The 18,552-nt window shown below is 56.4% G+C and carries 15 protein-coding genes; 8 read left to right on the forward strand and 7 right to left on the reverse strand.

The features are described 5' to 3' along the window. Positions 1-133: 133 nt before the first annotated feature. The 3 genes from BUB22_RS01065 to BUB22_RS01075 all read right to left on the reverse strand — a co-directional run bounded on the left by BUB22_RS01065 (position 134) and on the right by BUB22_RS01075 (position 4,651). A complete protein-coding gene (locus BUB22_RS01065; protein ID WP_073113539.1) occupies positions 134-2,389 on the reverse strand; it encodes a family 43 glycosylhydrolase in 2,256 nt (751 codons plus the stop codon). A gap of 160 nt (positions 2,390-2,549) precedes the next feature. Beyond that, positions 2,550-3,791 (reverse strand): hypothetical protein, encoded by a 1,242-nt coding sequence (locus BUB22_RS01070; protein ID WP_073113540.1) that lies wholly within the window; start codon positions 3,789-3,791, stop codon positions 2,550-2,552. Further along, positions 3,788-4,651 carry a DUF4423 domain-containing protein gene (locus BUB22_RS01075; RefSeq protein WP_072809239.1) on the reverse strand — a complete coding sequence of 288 codons (864 nt, stop codon included), beginning with the start codon at positions 4,649-4,651 and terminating at the stop codon, positions 3,788-3,790. The genes BUB22_RS01070 and BUB22_RS01075 overlap by 4 nt, the downstream gene beginning before the upstream one ends. Before the next feature lie 220 nt (positions 4,652-4,871). On the opposite strand from BUB22_RS01075, the gene BUB22_RS01080 reads away from it, so the two are divergent. The 4 genes from BUB22_RS01080 (at position 4,872) to BUB22_RS01095 (ending at position 7,497) form a co-directional block, all read left to right on the forward strand. Next, complete coding sequence (locus BUB22_RS01080; protein ID WP_083535310.1) at positions 4,872-5,915, forward strand: HD-GYP domain-containing protein; 1,044 nt, start codon at positions 4,872-4,874, stop codon at positions 5,913-5,915. Positions 5,916-6,077: 162 nt separating this feature from the next. Further along, complete coding sequence (locus BUB22_RS01085) at positions 6,078-6,569, forward strand: RNA polymerase sigma factor (RefSeq protein ID WP_254794583.1); 492 nt, start codon at positions 6,078-6,080, stop codon at positions 6,567-6,569. Continuing rightward, positions 6,562-6,912 carry a hypothetical protein gene (locus BUB22_RS01090; RefSeq protein WP_073113543.1) on the forward strand — a complete coding sequence of 117 codons (351 nt, stop codon included), beginning with the start codon at positions 6,562-6,564 and terminating at the stop codon, positions 6,910-6,912. Before BUB22_RS01085 ends, BUB22_RS01090 begins: the two co-directional genes overlap by 8 nt. Before the next feature lie 3 nt (positions 6,913-6,915). Continuing rightward, entirely contained in the window at positions 6,916-7,497 is a 582-nt protein-coding gene (locus tag BUB22_RS01095; protein ID WP_072809248.1) for a Spy/CpxP family protein refolding chaperone, read from the forward strand. Between the two features lie 185 nt (positions 7,498-7,682). On the opposite strand, the gene pgi is transcribed toward BUB22_RS01095, so the two are convergent. Further along, complete coding sequence (gene pgi, locus BUB22_RS01100) at positions 7,683-9,347, reverse strand: glucose-6-phosphate isomerase (RefSeq protein ID WP_072809251.1); 1,665 nt, start codon at positions 9,345-9,347, stop codon at positions 7,683-7,685. Between the two features lie 127 nt (positions 9,348-9,474). Between pgi and BUB22_RS16000 the strand changes: the two genes are divergently transcribed. The 3 genes from BUB22_RS16000 to BUB22_RS01120 are packed head-to-tail and all read left to right on the forward strand — an operon-like array spanning position 9,475 to position 12,488. After that, positions 9,475-10,875 (forward strand): TIGR02172 family protein, encoded by a 1,401-nt coding sequence (locus BUB22_RS16000; protein ID WP_083535311.1) that lies wholly within the window; start codon positions 9,475-9,477, stop codon positions 10,873-10,875. 15 nt (positions 10,876-10,890) lie between these two features. Beyond that, positions 10,891-12,003, forward strand: coding sequence for a GTP pyrophosphokinase (locus BUB22_RS01115; protein WP_073113544.1), 1,113 nt, complete (start codon positions 10,891-10,893; stop codon positions 12,001-12,003). Between the two features lie 29 nt (positions 12,004-12,032). Continuing rightward, a complete protein-coding gene (locus BUB22_RS01120) occupies positions 12,033-12,488 on the forward strand; it encodes a hypothetical protein (protein ID WP_073113545.1) in 456 nt (151 codons plus the stop codon). Between the two features lie 26 nt (positions 12,489-12,514). Here the strand turns inward: BUB22_RS01120 and dacB are convergent, their stop codons facing one another. From dacB to aroA, 3 genes are read right to left on the reverse strand one after another with little or no spacing between them, the layout of a single operon-like run. Further along, positions 12,515-14,701, reverse strand: a complete 2,187-nt coding sequence (gene dacB, locus BUB22_RS01125) for a D-alanyl-D-alanine carboxypeptidase/D-alanyl-D-alanine endopeptidase (RefSeq protein WP_073113546.1) — start codon at positions 14,699-14,701, stop codon at positions 12,515-12,517. Next, entirely contained in the window at positions 14,701-16,293 is a 1,593-nt protein-coding gene (locus BUB22_RS01130) for an extracellular solute-binding protein (RefSeq protein WP_083535312.1), read from the reverse strand. The genes dacB and BUB22_RS01130 overlap by 1 nt, the downstream gene beginning before the upstream one ends. Further along, a complete protein-coding gene (gene aroA, locus BUB22_RS01135) occupies positions 16,290-17,594 on the reverse strand; it encodes a 3-phosphoshikimate 1-carboxyvinyltransferase (RefSeq protein ID WP_073113548.1) in 1,305 nt (434 codons plus the stop codon). Before aroA ends, BUB22_RS01130 begins: the two co-directional genes overlap by 4 nt. A 103-nt stretch (positions 17,595-17,697) precedes the next feature. Between aroA and BUB22_RS01140 the strand changes: the two genes are divergently transcribed. Beyond that, the gene (locus BUB22_RS01140) at positions 17,698-18,495 is read left to right on the forward strand and encodes an acyl-[acyl-carrier-protein] thioesterase (protein ID WP_083535313.1); all 798 of its coding nucleotides are present in this window, start codon (positions 17,698-17,700) and stop codon (positions 18,493-18,495) included. The last annotated feature ends 57 nt before the right edge of the window (positions 18,496-18,552 follow it).

The raw sequence follows: 18,552 nt of genomic DNA on the forward strand, positions 1-18,552 counted from the left end.
CCTAAGACCCTCCCAACACACGAAACATAGTTTCGTTGTGCGCACCTTCGGTGCTTTAAAAAAGGCCCCCGGCAGTCTGCCGGGAGCCTTTCAAACACAAGAGAGAGTTTGTACTAACAAAGACTGAGCGGTTTTATTTCGTCACGCGGGCCATAAACTTCTTGTTTCCGTTCACCTGCTTGAGCATGTAGGCGCCCTGCCTGTAGCCCGCAGCCTTGAGTACCTGGACCGCAGAGGCACCGCTGGCAAGTTCCACCTTGCCGAGCATCGTACCCGCAAGGTCAAACACCTGGTAAGTAGCAGCACTGCTCACATGGAACTTAATCCCATTCGAAATCGCGGTGGTGCCAATCGGTTCCGGGTCCGTCGCATCCTTGCCTTCCACGAAGGTGAAGTAGTCGATATCGAACCAGTCGCCCGTAACCGTCATACGCAGGATATGTTCACCCGCAGTGAGCGTCACGTTCCTCTGTACCTTGGCATAGTCATCGAAGTTGCCCTCGACATCAGTCTTGGCGGCAAGGATAGTATCCGTAATGTCCTTGCCATCGACCGACATCACGAAGCCCGCATTCTGGTTGTCCGTCGCAACGGCGGCAAAGAACGTGTAGTCGCCCGTCTTCGCGACATCGACCGTGTATTCGAGCCATTCACCCGACTGGTTGTAACCCACGATAATCCCGGTCGCATTCGCGTAAAGGTCAACAAACGGAGCATCGTCCTTGCGGTAGTTGACCTTCGCGGAATCAGCAGCACTCTTCGCCTTTTCGAAACCGTGGTTCTCGGAATCGTTGTCGCTGTACGAATCGTTGCCCGCGCCGTAACCCGGCACGTCGAAGTCTTCGGCCTGGATCTTGCCCGGGATTGCCCACACCTTGCCGCCGAACGGCTGCTGCGGTTCAGGTTCACGCTTGGTGCCCTGGAATTCCCATTCGAGAACGCCCATGGTAGAATCCTTGCCATTATTCTTGAACACGAAGAACAGCTGGTCCACAACGCCGGTAAGGCCCGTCATGGCACAGTCATTGTCCGTAAAAGTCATGTTGTTGCTGGTCTTCGCCAGTTCGCAGGTGCCGGCGAGCGTACCCGTCGCACTTCCCTTGCGAATTTCAATCTTGTTGCCATCGCCCACGTTCGCGGCCTTGATGCGGAGATTCTCGGCACCGTTACCGAAATCCACGCCACTCACGCGGATCCAGGATTCGCTACGGCTCGTGAGCGGCAAGAGCACGTGCTTGACCGGCTGGCCCTTGGTCCAGTCCGTGCGGCTGCGGATATTCATTTGCTTGGAGCTCGTGGTCGCCTTGTACGTCCTGTACGGGTCAAAGTTCTTGATCTGCTTCGGGCCTTCGCGGGTGAAGGTGAGTTTGTTCATCTTGTCGCCATTCCAGGTGAGTTCGTCGATGGACACGCTTCTGTGGTTTTCGTAGTTCGGGTTTTCGGAACGCACGCCAGCCTGAGTCGTTGCGGCCGGGTGATTATCCGATGTCACCAGGCGACGGTCGTGGTAAACCGCATACCACTTGTCCTTGAACGGAGCAAAACCGTGGTGGTTGTTGCCGCCTTCGCCGTGAGCGTCGGGCACGGAACCGATACCCGGAATGACCTGGCCCACATAGTTGTAGGGACCCATGATCTTGTTGGACGTACCGTAATCAATAATCTGGCTACGGTTGTTGAAACTCAAGTAATAGGTGCTTCCCTTCTTGTGCAGGTACGGCGCTTCGAAGGAATTCGGCAACTGGACACGCGTAAGGGAATTCTTGTCCATGGTAATCTTGCCGTTGCTTTCGGTAAACTTGATAATGTCGAAGTTGTTACCGTAAGGACGCTGACTGCTTTCGCCACCGCCAAAAATCACGTAGCCCGTGCCGTCGTCATCGAAGAAAATGCCCGGGTCAAAGCAGTGCGCGATGCCATCGCAGCCGCCGATAACACTGCTGCCGCCACCTGCAATTCTATTGACACCATGAGTTTCCTTGACAGGATCGATATAGGGGCCGTCAATCGCAGGCGCCGTAATCATGCCCACGCCGCTTGCACCATCGGGGTAGACTATATAGACCTTGCCATTTTTGACGGCGATGCCCGATGCCCAGGTGTTGTTCGGGTAGTTGCCGAATTCACGCTTGGAACGGAATATCATGCCATGGTCGGTCCAGTTCTTCATGTCTTCGGAAGTGAAGGCATAGAGGCCGACAATGTCGTAGTTCCAGTTTGTCTGGTTATTGTAGTCGTCCACATCGGTCAGGATGTAGAAGGTATCACCATCGGAGGCGCACGAAGGGTCCGCCAGGTAATGGTAAGAGGATATCGGGTTGTCGGCAAGGCCGAAGGTAGCAAGGCCTGCGCCCAGGCAGAGCGCGCCCACGCTTTTCCACACGTTCATAAAAACTCCTTATGAGGGGAAGCCCGTGAGCAACATCCACACCACAAACATCCCTTTGGTAATAAAGATACCCCCAAAAAACAAAAAATGTACCGCTCGTCACGGCACATTCATTGATAAATTGTCAAGGCCAAACTGGCCAAATTCGGCTAAAAACGCACTATTCAGGGTCCCTTGCGACAAACTTGGAATAACCGAACACCTCGATATCGTCGATCCAGAACTCACCGCCCGTACCGCCGAAGATGGATATGTCGGTAATGTTGCGCTTCACGACATCCCAGCCGAGGTTTCCGCCGATATTGTTGCTATCGGGCTCAAGGAAATCGGAAGGCGTCACCACGAAGCGGTTCCAGACCGTATCCACGTCCAGGTGAACCCAGGCCTTGCCGCTCTTAAGGCTTGACGTGCTATCTACATTCAGGTCAAGCGAGAAGGATATGTACTTGCGCTTCGAACTATCAACGACATCGGTGCGGGCCCAGAACACGATGGAATCGAGATTGCTCATATCAACCATGCCACCGAGCGAGCGGCCCATCAGCACCCAGTTGTAGTTGGAGTCATTCTCGCACGTGAAATGCGCGGCCTTGCCTTCGCGGCCAAGGCCCGCATCCACAATTTCGATACTGCCATTGGCATTTTCCGAATGCTGGACCTTCCACGCATCGATGCTACCCTCGAAGTCCTCGAAAACAAACGACGGGAGGGAATCCTGCGGGCGGGTATCGATAACCACTGCACTTTCCTGACCGGCACGCACATTGGCAATGGAGGACCCGAGCTTGCGGATGACACGCACCTTGCCCTTCTTCCCCGAATCGTCCACGACAACGCTATCGGTCTGCACGAAGGCGACCATCTCGAAGTATCCCGCGGGGAGCGACTTGAACTCGAAGTTGCCCATACCATCGGCCATAACGCTGTAATCGAGACCCTGGACCGCCACCGTAACTTCGGAGGCATCCTCGTCATCCTCGACCAGCACTCGGCCCGAAACAAGACCAGGCTTGCCCAAGTGCAAGGACACACGGCCACCCTCGGTCTGCCACGACCTGTAGTTGAACTTGGAGGCGCCCTTCAGGGAATCGCTCCTGGCCTCGACAATGTAGCTGCCGTAGCCCAGGTTATCCAGAATGAGTTTGCCCGTAGAATCCGTCTCGAAGTTCATGTTCTCGTCCACGAGAGAATCTTCGAGGGAATCAGCCCCGGCCAAGTAGCTGTCGGGGCGAACAATAACGCGAACACGAGCCGCCGGTGACCCATCGGCGAGCTGAACGGAAAGGGCGATGGAATTCTCAGTTTCCATCGATGATCCGGCGACACCGCTGTCTCCACCGGAACACGCGACAATGGCTCCACCCAATGCCGCCAACCCTAATTTCCACACCCTATTCATCATTTTTTAACTCCTGCGCCTTCCCCCATTATAGCATTTTCAGGGAAGCCTCCTTTTCTGGCGACCGGGTAAAATGCCATAGAAAGTTGCATAACACGGTCAGAATTCTTGGCTTCGTCAACCCGTTTCTGCACTAATCTGCGGAATTCCCTCAGCATATCGCCCAAATCCTCGAAACAGGCCTGGTCTACGGAGAGGGTAAGAGTGGACACGTTGCGCTCGGTAACGGGCACGTTATCCAGGGAATCGCTGGCAAGGGAGAGCACCTGGCGCTGGAACTTGCGGACCGCCTGTGCCTTTTCGGGGCCACCTACCGTGAGGTGCGCATCCGTGAGGGCAAGTCGACCGCTGGCAAGTTTCTTCACCAGGCCCACCTCTTTCAGGATTTCAATAGCCTCGGTAACCTGCTCCTCCGAAATCGGGGGGCAGATGTCCTTTGCAATCTGCTTCACGTTCACCACGCCGCCGTTCAAGTCCAGGTAGGCACGCACGGCAGGGATCCACCAGTTCTCGAGCAGCTTGAGTTCCGCTGCCTGGAGGCTGTGGCGTTCGACATCGCGAAGGGAAAGCGCCTTCGCCATGAGTTCTTCTTTCTTCGCCTTGTCCTTGCTGACCGCGGCAGAGAAGAGCAAATCAAAGTATTCGGCCTCGCGACCGCTCAGGGCCAGGATTTCCTTGGCCGCCTGTAACGCATGGGCGGGGAGGTGCTGCTTCTTTTGCAACACGCGGTAGAGGTAGCTGGAATCCAGCCCCAGCTTATCGCCCATCATGCGATAACTGTAGAAGGGCATCTCCGCCTTGCGGCGTTCGTAGTAGTCCTTCAAAAAATCGCGGTAGTCCGCTATGTCCGAAAAAGTAACCATCAACAATAAGATACTTTTTCCAAATTAGAAAAATTTACATTGCAGCCCATCTTTCATTGACGTTTTATCCATAGCGGACTTGACAAAAATCACATTTTTAATGAATTTCTGCAATTTTCGGGACAAAAAGTGCCTTTTTTCCTAAGAAAAAAACGCGTTCCCCTCTATACAACAGGCCCTCAGTTTTTTACTATATGTAAACAAAAGACAAAAAAGGTGTATGATGTCGGCCAACCTAGACGCAACAAATAATGACGTGATATCGCGGAACATCATCCGCGACATGGGGAACGGAGTCCTCGTGATAGACAAGGCGAACAGGATAATCTCGTTCGTGAACGATTCCGCCGCAAAGATTCTCGACAAGACCAAGGAAGAGATGATTGGCCAGAAGTTCGCCGCGTGCTTCTTCGAGTACGAAGAGAACGACGCCTTCAACGACTGCGTCAACAAGGCCATCTACGAATCCGACGTGTCGCACAAGATGACGACGCCCTACTATACCGGCAAGGAAACCAAGACGCTCTACGTGACATCCTCGTACACCAAGGACGACAACGGGAAGCCGGTCGGCGTGGTGCTCATCCTCGACGACATTACCGAGAAAGCCAAGCTGGAACAGCGCCTGATGAAAAACCAGGTCGGCACCATCATGATGATGGCAGAACTGGTGGAAAGCCGCGACGGCAACACGGGCGGGCACATCAAGCGCACGGCGGAGTACGTGAAGATTATCGCGCAGCAGCTCTTTGACGACAAGAAGTTCCCGGAAGAAATCGACGACAAGTTCCTGAACGACATCACCACGGCGGCCCCGCTGCACGACGTGGGCAAGATAAGCGTATCCGACGCCATCCTCAACAAGCCGGGCAGGCTTACCGACGAGGAATTTGCCATCATGAAGAGCCACGCCGCCGTAGGGCGCAAGCTCCTGAAGGACGCCGTAGAGGCAACCGAGCACTCCTCGTTCCTCGATACCGCCATCGACATGGCGGGGGCGCACCACGAATGGTGGAACGGCAGGGGCTACCCCGACGGCATTTCCGGCGATAAAATCCCCCTCAGCGCAAGAATCATGGCGATTGCCGACGTGTTCGACGCCCTGGTATCGAAGCGCGTCTACAAGCCGGGTATGCCGCTAGAGAAGGCTTACGCCATCATCCGCGAAGAGACGGGCACGCATTTTGACCCGGTTTGCGTGGAGGCTTTCTTCAAGGCACAGGAAAAAATCGAGCGGGTGCTTAAAAGCCACGCGGATGACTAGTTATTGGTCATTAGTTATTGGTTATTAGAGGTTGCGGGTATGGGGATGTTTATTTCGGGAAAATAGATGCAACCGAAGGTTTTTCCCGTGCATCCAAATAGCAGAATGGACGAACAGGTTATTGCAAAAGGTATCCGTGAAGGCAGCCGGGAGGCACTTGGAATGCTGTGGAGAGAACACAGCACCAAGATGCTGAACCTCGCCTTTCGCATGCTCAAGGACCGCGACCGCGCCGAAGATATCCTCATGGACGTATTTGTCGGCATTCCGGACGCCATCCGGGCATTCCGCGGGCAAAGCGCCCTCGGGACCTGGCTCTACCGGCTCACCGTGAACGCCTGCCTCATGAAGCTACGGGCAGAAAAGCGCCACGGCGAACTCGAGGAACTGAACCTCGACACGATTGTCGAGGAAACCCTCGGGAAGCAGGAAGCCCCCCGCAACGGCCAGTTCGACCCGGAACTCTTGCAACTCGGGCTGAACGCACTCCCCGCCGAAACGCGGGGCATGCTCTGGCTCAAGGATGCCGAAGACCTCGACGTGAAGGACCTCGCCGAAATATATGGCATGCCGGACGGCACCATCAAGGCGCGTCTCAGCCGCGCAAGGCACTTCGTGAAAGACTACATAACGGAGAAACTGAAAAATGCTTGACAAGATCGACTTCTCGAAAATGGAGCGCATTACGCCCCGGGAGGATTCCTGGAGCAAGGTATGCGCACGCCTCGACGCGAAGGCCAACGCCAGCGCCCACAAGGGGAATATCTTGAGCATCAGGAGCCTGTACAGCGCCATCCCGCTCGCGGCAAGCCTCGTGCTGGTAAGCCTCACCGCAATTCTCCCCGCAATCGAAAGTTCCACCGAAGAAATCTCCCTCGAGAACGTCGCCTCGGAAGATATCACCAGCTGGTACAACGGCCTAGGGAATTCAACAAACGACGACGATTTCGAAACCCTCGAGGAAACTGTCGGGTTCAGCTATTTAACCAAGGAGTAATCTATGAAAGATTCCAAACTGTTCATCGCAGGCATAGTCGCGTTCGCGCTTGCCCTCGGGGTTATCCTCGGGAACTTCTGCAGCAAGAACAGCGCCTGCTGCTGCCAGAAGGCAGACATGTCGCAGTGCATGCGCCAAGGCATGACGCCTCCCCCGCCTCCGGGACCGCATGGCGACTTCCACAAGGACCACCGCCCGCACGGCGACTTCCACAAGGGGCATAAGCACAGGGGGCACATGAACCCGGAAGTCATCGATTCGCTCCTGCAGGTGACTCCCGAGCAGAAGGCCGCCCTCGATGCCAACCGCGCGAAGGGAGATTCCATATTCAAGGAACTGCGCAAACAGAAGCACGACGCAGAGAAGGCACTGGGCGAAGCGCTCGAAAGCGGCGACCAGGCCGCAACCGAAAACGCGAAGGCCAAGGTGCTCGATGCCGACAAGGCCCTGCTCGAACACCGCATCAACGGCGTGCAGTCCCTCGCGAAAGTGCTTTCCAAGGAACAGCTGGAAAAGTTCAATCAGTTCCACAAGGAGCGCATGAAGGAATTCAAGGACCGCAGGAAAAAGGGCCCGCAGGAATAACTTTTAGACAAACTTGTCGTAAATAGCAAAAAAAACCGCGGCTTAAACCGCGGTTTTTTAAGTTCCTGGATTCTATCGTGTCCTTACGGACACTCCAGAATGACATGCTAGGTTATACAGCGCGGGTGCTTGCACACGCATTGGATAACCGACGCAGTCATGCACGAAGTGCAATGACATTCAACTTACTTCTGGTGAGCCTTATACCACTTGATGAGCCCGTTGGTAGAGCTGTCGTGGTTCAGTTCGGCGTCGGCCTTGGCAAGTTCCGGGAGAATCTTCTTCGCGAGCTGCTTGCCGAGTTCAACACCCCACTGGTCGTAGCTGTTGATGTTCCAGATAACGCCCTGCGTGAAGATCTTGTGTTCGTACATGGCGATGAGGGCGCCGAGCGTTTCCGGAGAAACGTAGTCCATCATGATGGAGTTGGTCGGCTTGTTGCCTTCGAACACCTTGTGCGGGGCAAGGAATGCGATTTCTTCTTCGCTCTTACCGTCCTTGCGGAGCTCTTCCTGGGCCTGGGCGAGAGTCTTGCCGTTCATCAAAGCTTCCGGCTGGGCGAAGAAGTTGGAAAGCAACTTCTGGTGGTGATCGCCAATCTTGTTGTGGCTGTTTGCCGGGGCGATGAAGTCGCACGGAATCATCTTGGTGCCCTGGTGGATGAGCTGGTAGAAGGCGTGCTGGCCGTTCGTGCCCGGTTCGCCCCAGAGGATCGGGCCGGTCTGGTAGTTCACGCGCTTGGAATCGCGGTCGACGGTCTTGCCGTTCGATTCCATGTCGGCCTGCTGGAAGTAGGCAGCAAGGCGGTGCAGGTACTGGTCGTACGGGAGCATCGCATAGCTCGAAGCGCCGAAGAAGTTGTTGTACCACACGCCGATGAGGGCGAGGATAACCGGCATGTTCTTGTCGGCCGGGGCGGTCTTGAAGTGCTGATCCATTTCGTAGGCGCCCTGGTGCAGCTTCATGTAGTTCTCGAAGCCGATGCGGAGAGCGATGGAGAGGCCGATGGCAGACCACAGGGAGTAGCGGCCGCCGACCCAGTTCCAGAATTCGAACATGTTGGCAGTGTCGATACCGAAGGCAGCGACAGCCTCGGTGTTGGTGGAGAGCGCAACGAAGTGCTTGGCGATGGACTTTTCGTCGCCATTGAAAGCCTTGAGGACGGCAGCCTTGGCGGTTTCGGCGTTCGTCATGGTTTCAAGAGTGGTGAAAGTCTTGGAAGCGACAATGAAGAGCGTTTCTTCGATGTTCACCTTCTTGAGGGTCTCGGCCATGTGCGTGCCGTCGATGTTAGAAACGAAGTAAACTTCCGGGGAGTATTCGCCGGCAATCGGCTTGTCTGCATAGGGCTTGAGGGCTTCGGTCACCATCACGGGGCCGAGGTCAGAACCGCCGATACCGATGTTCACCACGTACTTGATGGACTTGCCGGTGTGGCCTTTCCACTTGCCGCTGCGGACGAGGTGGGTAAAGTCTTCCATGTGCTTGAGAACTGCGCGAACTTCGGGCATCACGTCCTTGCCGTCGACGCAAATCGGATCGTTACCCTTGTAGCGGAGAGCGGTGTGGAGCACGGCGCGCTTTTCGGTGGTGTTAATCTTTTCGCCGGCGAAGTACTTCTTGCGCATGTCGTCGAAGTTGGCGGACTTGAGCAGGTCCTGGAGCTTAGCCATGGTCTCGTCGGTGATGATGTTCTTGGAGTAGTCCAGGAAGAGTCCGCAGGCTTCCAGGCTGAACTTCTCGGCACGGGCCGGGTCCTTCGCGAAGAGTTCCTTCATGTGCCAAGTCTTGGCGACTTCGGCGTGGGCCTCGAGGGCCTTCCATTCCTGAGAATCAGTCAGTTTCGACATAGATTAATCCTTTCCGCTACACGCGGGTTCATGTTTCGGGCGAAAAGTTAGAAAAAAGGCTCTCTTTCGTCTTTCGTCTGTAGGGCCGAAGGTCCGTTCTTTCGTCTAATATGCTACATTCAAAAGCATGGATACTTCATTACTTGACAAGGCAATCGTCTTTGCCGTAAAGGCGCACCAGGGCGTAGAGCGCCGGGGCAAGGACTTCCCGTACATTGTCCACCCGATGGAGGCTGTCTCGATTGCCGCCACCATGACCGGCGACCAGGAACTCCTGGCGGCAGCCGCACTGCACGATACGGTCGAAGATACCGATGTCACGCTCGACGACATCCGCCGTGAATTCGGCGAGCGCGTCGCGAAACTGGTAGAAGAGGAATCCGACGTATTTATGGAAGGGGTCTCCGAGGAAGCTTCCTGGCATGCCCGCAAGCAGGCCTCGATGGAGCGCCTCTCAAAGGCGAGCCGCGACGCAAAAATCGTAGCGCTTTCCGACAAGCTCAGTAACGCCCGTGCCATCTACCGCGACTTCAAGGAAAAGGGTGACGCCATCTGGAATATATTCCACGTGAAGGATGTTGCCGAACACGAATGGCACTACCGCGGGCTCCAGCGCGCACTGCACGAACTGGCGGGCACATTCGCCTTTACCGAATTCGGGCAACTCGTCCGCGAAATCTTTGGCGAGCCCAAGCCCGAACGCATCAACATGGACGACTACGAGGAAAGTGGCGACGGCTATACTGCGATAAGCTACAACCACAAGAACGGGAAGACGATGATGAAGCTCTACGCGCCGTTTGTCCCGATGAGCGAGCCCCACCGCGAACTCGAGGTGGCATGGAACCTTGCCGACAAAGGCCTGAACATCCCGCACGCGCACCGCCTGGTAACGGACGGCACCCGCATCGGCGTGGAATTCGAGCGCATCTCGCCCAAGAAGTCCTTTGCCCGTGCGATTTCGCAAGAACCGGAGACTCTCCAGCGCTATGCGGAGGAATTCGCCCGCGAATGCAAGAAACTCCACGCGATTCCCTGCGACACGAAACTGTTCAGCCCGACAGAGAACCGCTTCCGCGCGGCAATCACCAAGCTCAAGGAATACTCCGACGAGGAAAAGGCGAAAATCTCGGCGTTTATCGACAGCGTACCGAAGGCGACCACCTGCATCCACGGCGACATGCACATCGGGAACATCATCACGAACGGCGAAAAGAACTTCTGGATAGACCTTTCCGCCTTCAGTTACGGGAACCCGCTCTACGACGTGGGCATGCTCTATTTTGTTTCGCACACGGGCGACGACGAACTAGCGCAGAAGCTGTTCCATATCAGCGCGGCGCAGATGCTCGAGGTCTGGACCTGCTTCGTTCCCGAATATTTCGGCAAGGAAGAGCCGCTTGAAAGCATCGACGAGAAGGTAAAACCCTTCGCGGCACTCCTCATGCTCATGTACTACACCTGGACGGGAAACCCGCCTGCGGGAATGTTCGAACTCGTGAAACATTCCATCCTGGAAAAATTCTAGCCGGAGACTAGCCACATGCCTGTTGTTCCTGTAGAAAGTTACGGCCTGCATCCGCAGGGTACGTTCATTATCGAGGAATTCCGCGAGAAGCACGCAATGTTCGAGAAACTGCTTACGGTCGTGCGCGGGATTCTTGAAAACGCCATGGCAGAAAACCACATCTACGTGAATGCCATCGAGGCGCGCGTCAAGGACGAGAAGAGCCTCGTGGGCAAGCTCGAACGCAAGGGCGAAAAGTACCACACGCTCAGCGACCTTACCGACATTTTGGGTGCGCGCGTCATCACGTTCTACTACGACGAGGTCGACAAGATTGCGGCAATCGTCGGGAACACTTTCGAGGTGGACTGGGAAAACAGTATCGACAAGCGCAAGATGCACGACCTGCACAGTTTCGGCTACAGTTCGCTACACTACATCTGCCGCGTCCCGAAAAAAATTTTCTTTGACCCGGAATACCCCGAGATAAACGACATACGGTTCGAAGTGCAGATGCGTACCGCATTGCAACACGTATGGTCGGTGCTCGACCACGATACCGGATACAAGTCAGGGGTCGAAATCCCGAAGGAATACCTGCGCAGCATCAACAGGCTCGCGGGCCTGCTGGAACTTGCTGACGAGCAGTTCTGCCAGATACGCACGGGCATCAACGAATACCGGCGCCGCGTGCAGTCGCTCGTGAGTACCGGAAACTTCGAGGAGGTCTCGCTCGACGGCGATTCGTACGCGAACTACCTGAAGCTCAAGCCCTTCGACGCGCTAAACAACCGCATCGCATCCATAAACCAGGCCGAAATCAGCAAGTCCCCGCTGCGCCAGTACCTGGACGTGTTCAAGCATCTGGGGTTCAAGACCCTCGGCGATTTGGACAGGTTCGTCAAGGAAAATTCCGATGACGCCTTCCAGCTGGCGGCATTCCAGCTCGCGAATACCGACCTGGACATCATTAGTTCTTCGCTCGGGGTAATGAGCCTCATTACTGTCTACGCGCTCAAGTCGGGCTCGGGCCCGCTCGGGCTCAAGGACATATTCGATATCCTGTACGGTGAATCCGACGGCAACAAGCAGCGGGCCGAACGCCTTTACGAGAAGGCATCGCAGCTTTCGTTCATGCAGAAGAAATAGCGAATAATCCGGAAGTATCGGTTTTGAATATGTCTGAAATTGAAGCGCTCATCAAGAAACTTTCGCCGCTCATGGAAGAAGGTTCCGAAATCTTCAGGGAACTGGCGGTCTTTTTCGGGCCCGGCTCAAAAATTGCGACCCACCAGGGCGACCTCGCGAAGTTCCTGGGGCGAAAGCGCCTTTACCGCGTGCTGAGGCTTTCGGGCAGCAGCTACAAGGATTGCGTGTACCAGCTGGTCGACGAGCATCCCGAATCGATGGAGGCGCTCGGGATGCTGCGCTACTACACATCGCCCGGCGGGAGCATCAAGTGGGAAGACATCGAGTCGGCAGAAATCGCCCTCGGGAAGGAACTGACGACAAACGCCTACGGGTGGATGCCCGACGCGTGGACCGCTTTTGAAAGCACAGACGGCGAAGGGCAGGGTTCCGGCGAAAAAACGCACGGGCTTGTCGCCATACTGGCATTCGATTACGGGGACTAGTTTTTCGCGCGCATTAAACCGCCCGACTACTGCGGGATAAACTCGAACAAGGTAACGCCGGGAAGTTTCCCCTTGCGGCTTACGAGATATTCGGCAAAAGGCTGGTCCACGACGCGCTTCTTCTGGGACGATGCATGGCGCAGCCTGGGCGCCTCTCCCGGATTTAGCACGACAAACCCGGTGTGGGTCGCATCGATTTTTTCGGACTTCGCGACAAAGGCAACGCCAAGCACCTTCAGGCTATCGGAATGCGGGACCTTCGCCCATTCGAGCGCCTTGTCGTAGGGCAGGTAACGGATTTCCACCTGCGGGTCATCGGCTTCCTTGCCATCGACCAGGTACTTCATGCGTTTCGCCTTGAAAAAGTCCTTCTTCGGAAGCGTGCGCGATATTACCGTATCGCCTTCCACGGGGAGCACGCGGGCAAACCTGCCCTCGCCCACCCAGTCGGCAAGCAGGTAGTGTTTGCGGGTGCGATAGCTTATTTCCCCGCCAAGATAGCGAATTTTCTGCAGTACGTTAAACAGCGAATCCTCGCTCGGGGCAAGAGCCATCGCCAGCGTGTGTTCCAGGAAGGTCACGCAGTCCACGGAATCCAGATAAACGAGCGGTTTGGGCTCAATCGGGTCAAGCGTTCCCTCGCCCATGGGCCCGAGGCGGTAGGGCGTTCCCTGCAATTTCTTGGAGAAGTATTCCAGGCGGGCATCGAGGCCCTTCACGCCCTGCGCGGCAATCCACATGTCCTTCATGCGCACAAGCGACGGGAAGCCCTCATTCGCCCACTCGACAAGCTTGACCCACAGGGTATCCATCACGTCCTTGCAGTCGCCGTCCTTGTTCTTGCCCGTCTTGTTCAGGTACATCGCCACGGCAAGCGTATCGCCCTGCGCAAATATGTAACCCGCAAGGCCATGCACCTCCGCAATATAACCCGTCTTGAAGCGCGTCGCCCACGGGTACTGCAGCGTGTACATGCGTTTGCTGCCGGAACCGATCTTGGGGCTCGCGAAGGAATTGATGTAGTATTCGTGCCTGGGGTGGCGCGCCATGGCGGCAAGCATCTGCGATTCGGCGGAGGGTTTCAGTTTATTCTTTGGAGCAAGCCCGCAACCGTCGTACACTTCGAACCCGCTGGAATCCACCCCGATGGCGGCAAGGAACCTGCGTTCAAGCATCTTGCCCGTCTCGACACTCCCCACCCCGAACTCGCGGGCGGCGGCGTTGCGGAAAAGCGTTTCGGCATGCAGGTTCTGGCTCCGCTGGTTAATCTCGTCGAGCATGCTGAGCAACGGCGCAGTAGAGAACGCATACTGTTTCACGAGAGGGTTCGCAGGAGCCGTCGTATCTTCGCGGAAGGCTACCCCGCGGTCACGGAGCGCGGTAAGCATCGCCGCACGGAAATACCCGATACCGCCACGGACGGGAATCACGAACTGGCTCGAGTCGGAATCGATATCGAACTCGCCCTCTACGGTAACTACGGGTTCTACCGGGTCAAGAGAACGATTCCACTTGAGTCTCATCTTGCGCCCGCGCTTGTTCAAGGGCGCCTTCGTCGTAATTAACTTATTCACAACACGCACATAACCCACGTCGGGCAACACGGAAACACGCACCGTATCCCCCTCGTTTACACCGGGCCTAATACGCACTACAGCACTGTTGTCGTTGAACTGGAGCGGAGTAACCTCGGCACCGTACCAGAAATCGTAAAAATCACTGCGCCAATGTTCCGGCTTCCAAGGCGGCTGGTAATAGGAAGTATCAAGAACAAGCCTTCCCCTGAGGGTATCGACGCCGAGCGCCTTGATGGAATCGGCAATACCGTAGAGCCACATGAGCGGATCAGTGTAGTAACGTGCCGAAATGTTCGGGTCGCCCTCGCCGCGGACGTTCAGCGTGCCTCTAAACACATTTCCTTCCTGCGCCCCCATAAGCGAGAACTTCGTCTCGGGTTCATAATCGAGCGGCAAGAAATGGAGTGCCGTCGCCGTGGAGAGCGTCTTCATGGTGCTCGCGGGCGTAAACAGTTCGTTCCCGTTGATGTTCGCCAGTTCCTTGCCCGTATTTACGGAACGCACGGATAGCCCGAAGCTCACCTCGGGCAACAGCGAATCCACGTAAGCCTGGTATTCCGCGACATCCAGCCCCGCGCCAACCGCAGGCAGAACCGCCCAAAGGGCAAGGGAAACCAACCTCGCGAAAAACTTCATCAGGACTTCATCCCTTTTTTCTTGCGGTTATGGACAAAATAAACAACCAGCCGCGCGAAAAGGGCAATCATCACAAGCCCCGCGGCAATACCCGCAAAGAACACCATGCGCCACGCCGGCTGCGGAGTCGGGAGCGGTTCGAACTGCAGGTCTTCGGGTTCGATTTCCTGTATTTCTGTCGCAAAGGCAGTTTCCGCGAGCGCAACCAAGTCAGCTTCCTTTTCAGTTTCCTTCTGGCCCAGTATCTCCATTATCCTGAAATGCGCCTGCACCAGGAGTTCCGCGAGTTCATGGTTGCGGGCAGCCTTGTCTTCCGTTACGGCGAACATGGAGCCCATGTCGTTTGCAAACTTGATGAGCACGCCCTCGATGGCGCCCCACTGAGGAATGTTCGGGAAGCTCTTGCCGTTTTCGAGGCTCTGCACCAGCTGCGAGTAACGGCGGTCCTGGTTCCAGATGCTTATGAGCCCGCGGTCGGAAGGCAAAAAGCCCACGGCACGGCAGTATGCATCCAAGTTGTCGGTACGCAACAGGTAAGCAAGCAGGGACTGCGCCGCGGCAAACTTCGTCGAATCGCCCCCTGTCGGCAAGGCAAGGTGGCTCCCGCCCACGAACGTGGACTTGAACGAGGACGCAAGGAAGGGAAGAATGATGATGCCGTCATCGGCAATCGCGCTGGAACGCAGCCCGCCCGCCTCTTCGGAAAACTCCAGCTGGCGGATAAGTTCGGAGGTACCGTAATGGATAAGCAGTTCGGAATTGATGAACCGCACCGCGTTCTGCTGGGAATTTTCGTGCAGGCTTTGCGGGGCCAGTTCCTCGTCACCGAGAATCGCCGCATACACGGCAAGCCCGTCAAGCGTCTTCTGGTCAAGCAGGGCACTCGTGCATGCGTCCTGCCTGCAGTCCAGGAAATCACCACCGAAATTCCAGATAAACGGAGCCATCTGCTGGGGGCCGGTCCAATCCTCGTGACCGGGCAGAGCGAACGCCGCCACGCGCTTCATCTCGGAATTCTTGAGTTCACCACGATTGATGGCACGGAGCGCACCCATGAACTTGGAATACGACGCGATGTCCGATTCCTCGATACCGAGCGTATGCCACAGCCACTCGTTCGCAAAAAGTGCACGCACGTCGAGGAACCACGGGAACGAGTACACTTCCTTGCCTGCGCCGATGTGACTTGCGCGGAACGCTTCCGCATAGAATCGGGACGAATCGACCTGCGCAATGAGGGAATCGAGCGGGCGTATGCTGCCTACCGACGCAAAGTGGGGAACCCAGGTAGACCCCAACTGGATAACATCCGGGAAATCCGCGACAGAATCGGGACTCGCAAAGGCCTTCGTAATGACATCGTACGCCTCGCCCCAGTTGAGTACGCGCACTTCTACAGGAATACCCGTGTCGCGCTGGAACTTCTTCACGAGTTTCTTGACCGCCTTCTGCGAGCCGAGCCCGTTATCCATCATCCACAAGTGGAGAGTATCCGCGTCAGCACTCCTCAATTCCGGCACCGCAACCGCCGCCGTCGCCACCAGGGCAACCGCAACTGCTGCACGCACGATATGTCGGGACAAACGGATCATTTTGCGAGTCGGGTAAAGTCTTCAAAGAAGTGGGGATAAGTCTTGTTTACGCAGGCGGGGTCCATGATCTTCACCGCAACACCCCCGAGCGAGACCAGGCTAAAGCACATCGCCATGCGGTGGTCGTTGTATGTCTCGACTGTCGCGGGCACAAGTTTTTCCGGAGGCACAATCGTGATGCTGTCCATGTCGGTCGTCACGCGCGCGCCGAACTTCTGGAGTTCCGCAGAAATCGCCGCAATGCGGTCGGTTTCCTTCACGCGCCAGCTCGCGATACCGCTTATCTTCGAGGGGCTGTCGGCAAACAGCGCAAGCACCGATACCGTCATCGCCGCGTCGGGAATGTCGTTCAGGTTCAGGTCCACTCCGTGGAGGCTGCACCCGTTGCCGTCGCACGCGATCCAATCCGGACCGACTTCCACCCTTGCCCCCATCTTGCGGAGGACATCCACAAACGCGACATCGCCCTGGATGCTGTCCTTGCCCACGCCGAGCACGCGCACCTTGCCGCGAGCAATGGCAGCAGCGGCCAGCGGGTAGCTTGCCGAACTCGCGTCGCCCTCCACGTCGTAATCGGCGGGAGCAGTGTACACGCCCTGCGGCACGTAGAAGTCGCGCAGGTTTTCGTGCCTGACCTCGATACCGAAACTGCGCATGACATCCATCGTCAGTTCGATATACGGAGCAGAAATAAGTTCACCCTTCACGTGAATGTGGAGTGGAGCCTTGCAATACGGCGCACAAATGAGGAGCGCCGTCAGGTACTGGCTCGAAATATTGCCGTTTACCTCCACATAGCCGCCCGCAAGGCCCGAGGACTTGATATGCACCGGCGGGTAGCCTTCCGTCTCGCGATACTCGATGCTTGCCCCGAGCGAACGGAGAGCGTCCACCAGGTCGCGTATCGGGCGTTCGCTCATGCGTTCCTCGCCCCCGAGGGAAAATTCCCCGCGGCCGAGCGTGAGCGCCGCCGTAAGCGAGCGCATCGCCGTGCCCGCATTGCCGAGGTACAAATCTACCACGCCCTCGACCGAAATCGGGCCCGCGTTCCCGGTCACTACCGCCTCGGAATAGTCATCCGAAAAATCAATCTTCACGCCGAGTTTCTGGAGCGCCTCGCCCATGTAGCGGGTATCGTCGCTCTTGAGCAGGTTATGGAGCCGGGTTGTGCCGCGCGCGAGGGCCGCAATCAAAAAAGCCCTGTTGGTAATGCTCTTAGAGCCCGGGAGCCGGACTTCACCGCTAAAAGTGCTAAATGCCGGTAACTGTATATAAGAGGGGCGGAACTGAAACTCATCCATATTTCAAAATTATACATTTTTACAAGATAACCGTAAATCAGCCCGTTCCAAAAACGGGCCATTTGACGGCACCGGCAATCACATACAACGTGCAGGTAAAAACATGGAACAAGGCATCACGACCAAAGATTTTGAAGTCCGCTTCTCGGACTGCGACCACCACAGCCGCCTAAAGCTTTCGAACCTGTTCCTGTTCATGGAAGAGACCGCCATCGCCGACGCCGAGGCGAACGGGTTCGGGCTCTGGAAAATGATGAAGGCGGGCTACACCACCGTCATCACGCGCATCAAGATACGCATACTGCACCAGCCCGTGTGGGGCGAGAAGATTTCGATATCCACCTGGGCGAAGGACTTCTACAAGGACAAGGTCGTCCTGAAGGACTACTCCATCGTGGATTCGCAGGGGCATTCCATCGCGCAGGCGACATCGAGCTGGCTGCTCGTGAACATGAAGACCGGCAAGTCGGAAAACCCGGCGAACAGCCCCTACCCCATCCCGCTATTTGCGGGCAAGAACGCGCTCCCCGAGATGATGGACATTTTGAGCCCCGAAATAGAACCGCGGGTACTGCGCACCGAGCAGGCGCACTACAGCGACCTCGACATGAACAACCACGTGAACCACTGCCGCTACGTGGACTGGGTCATGGACTCGCTCGATGCCGACGAGGTCAAGAGCCGCCGCATCCGTTCCATACAAATGAATTTCATCTCGCAGGTCCCGCTCGGAGGGAACGTCGCCATAGTGCGCTTCAAGAACACGAACCACCACGCCTATATATTCGGGATGAACGAAGGCGACATGCAAGCCGCGCAGACCGCAGGAGGTTTGCTAGCCACGGGGAATGCGCAACCTCCACGCTGCCATTTCCAGGCACGCATCGGGTTCGCGGACTAGGGGAAAGACTGCGGGGGGAGGATTTTTGAGGTTCGGCAGACCCAGCAAGGCTTTTTC

This window comes from Fibrobacter sp. UWCM (assembly GCF_900129735.1).
Lineage (GTDB): Bacteria > Fibrobacterota > Fibrobacteria > Fibrobacterales > Fibrobacteraceae > Fibrobacter.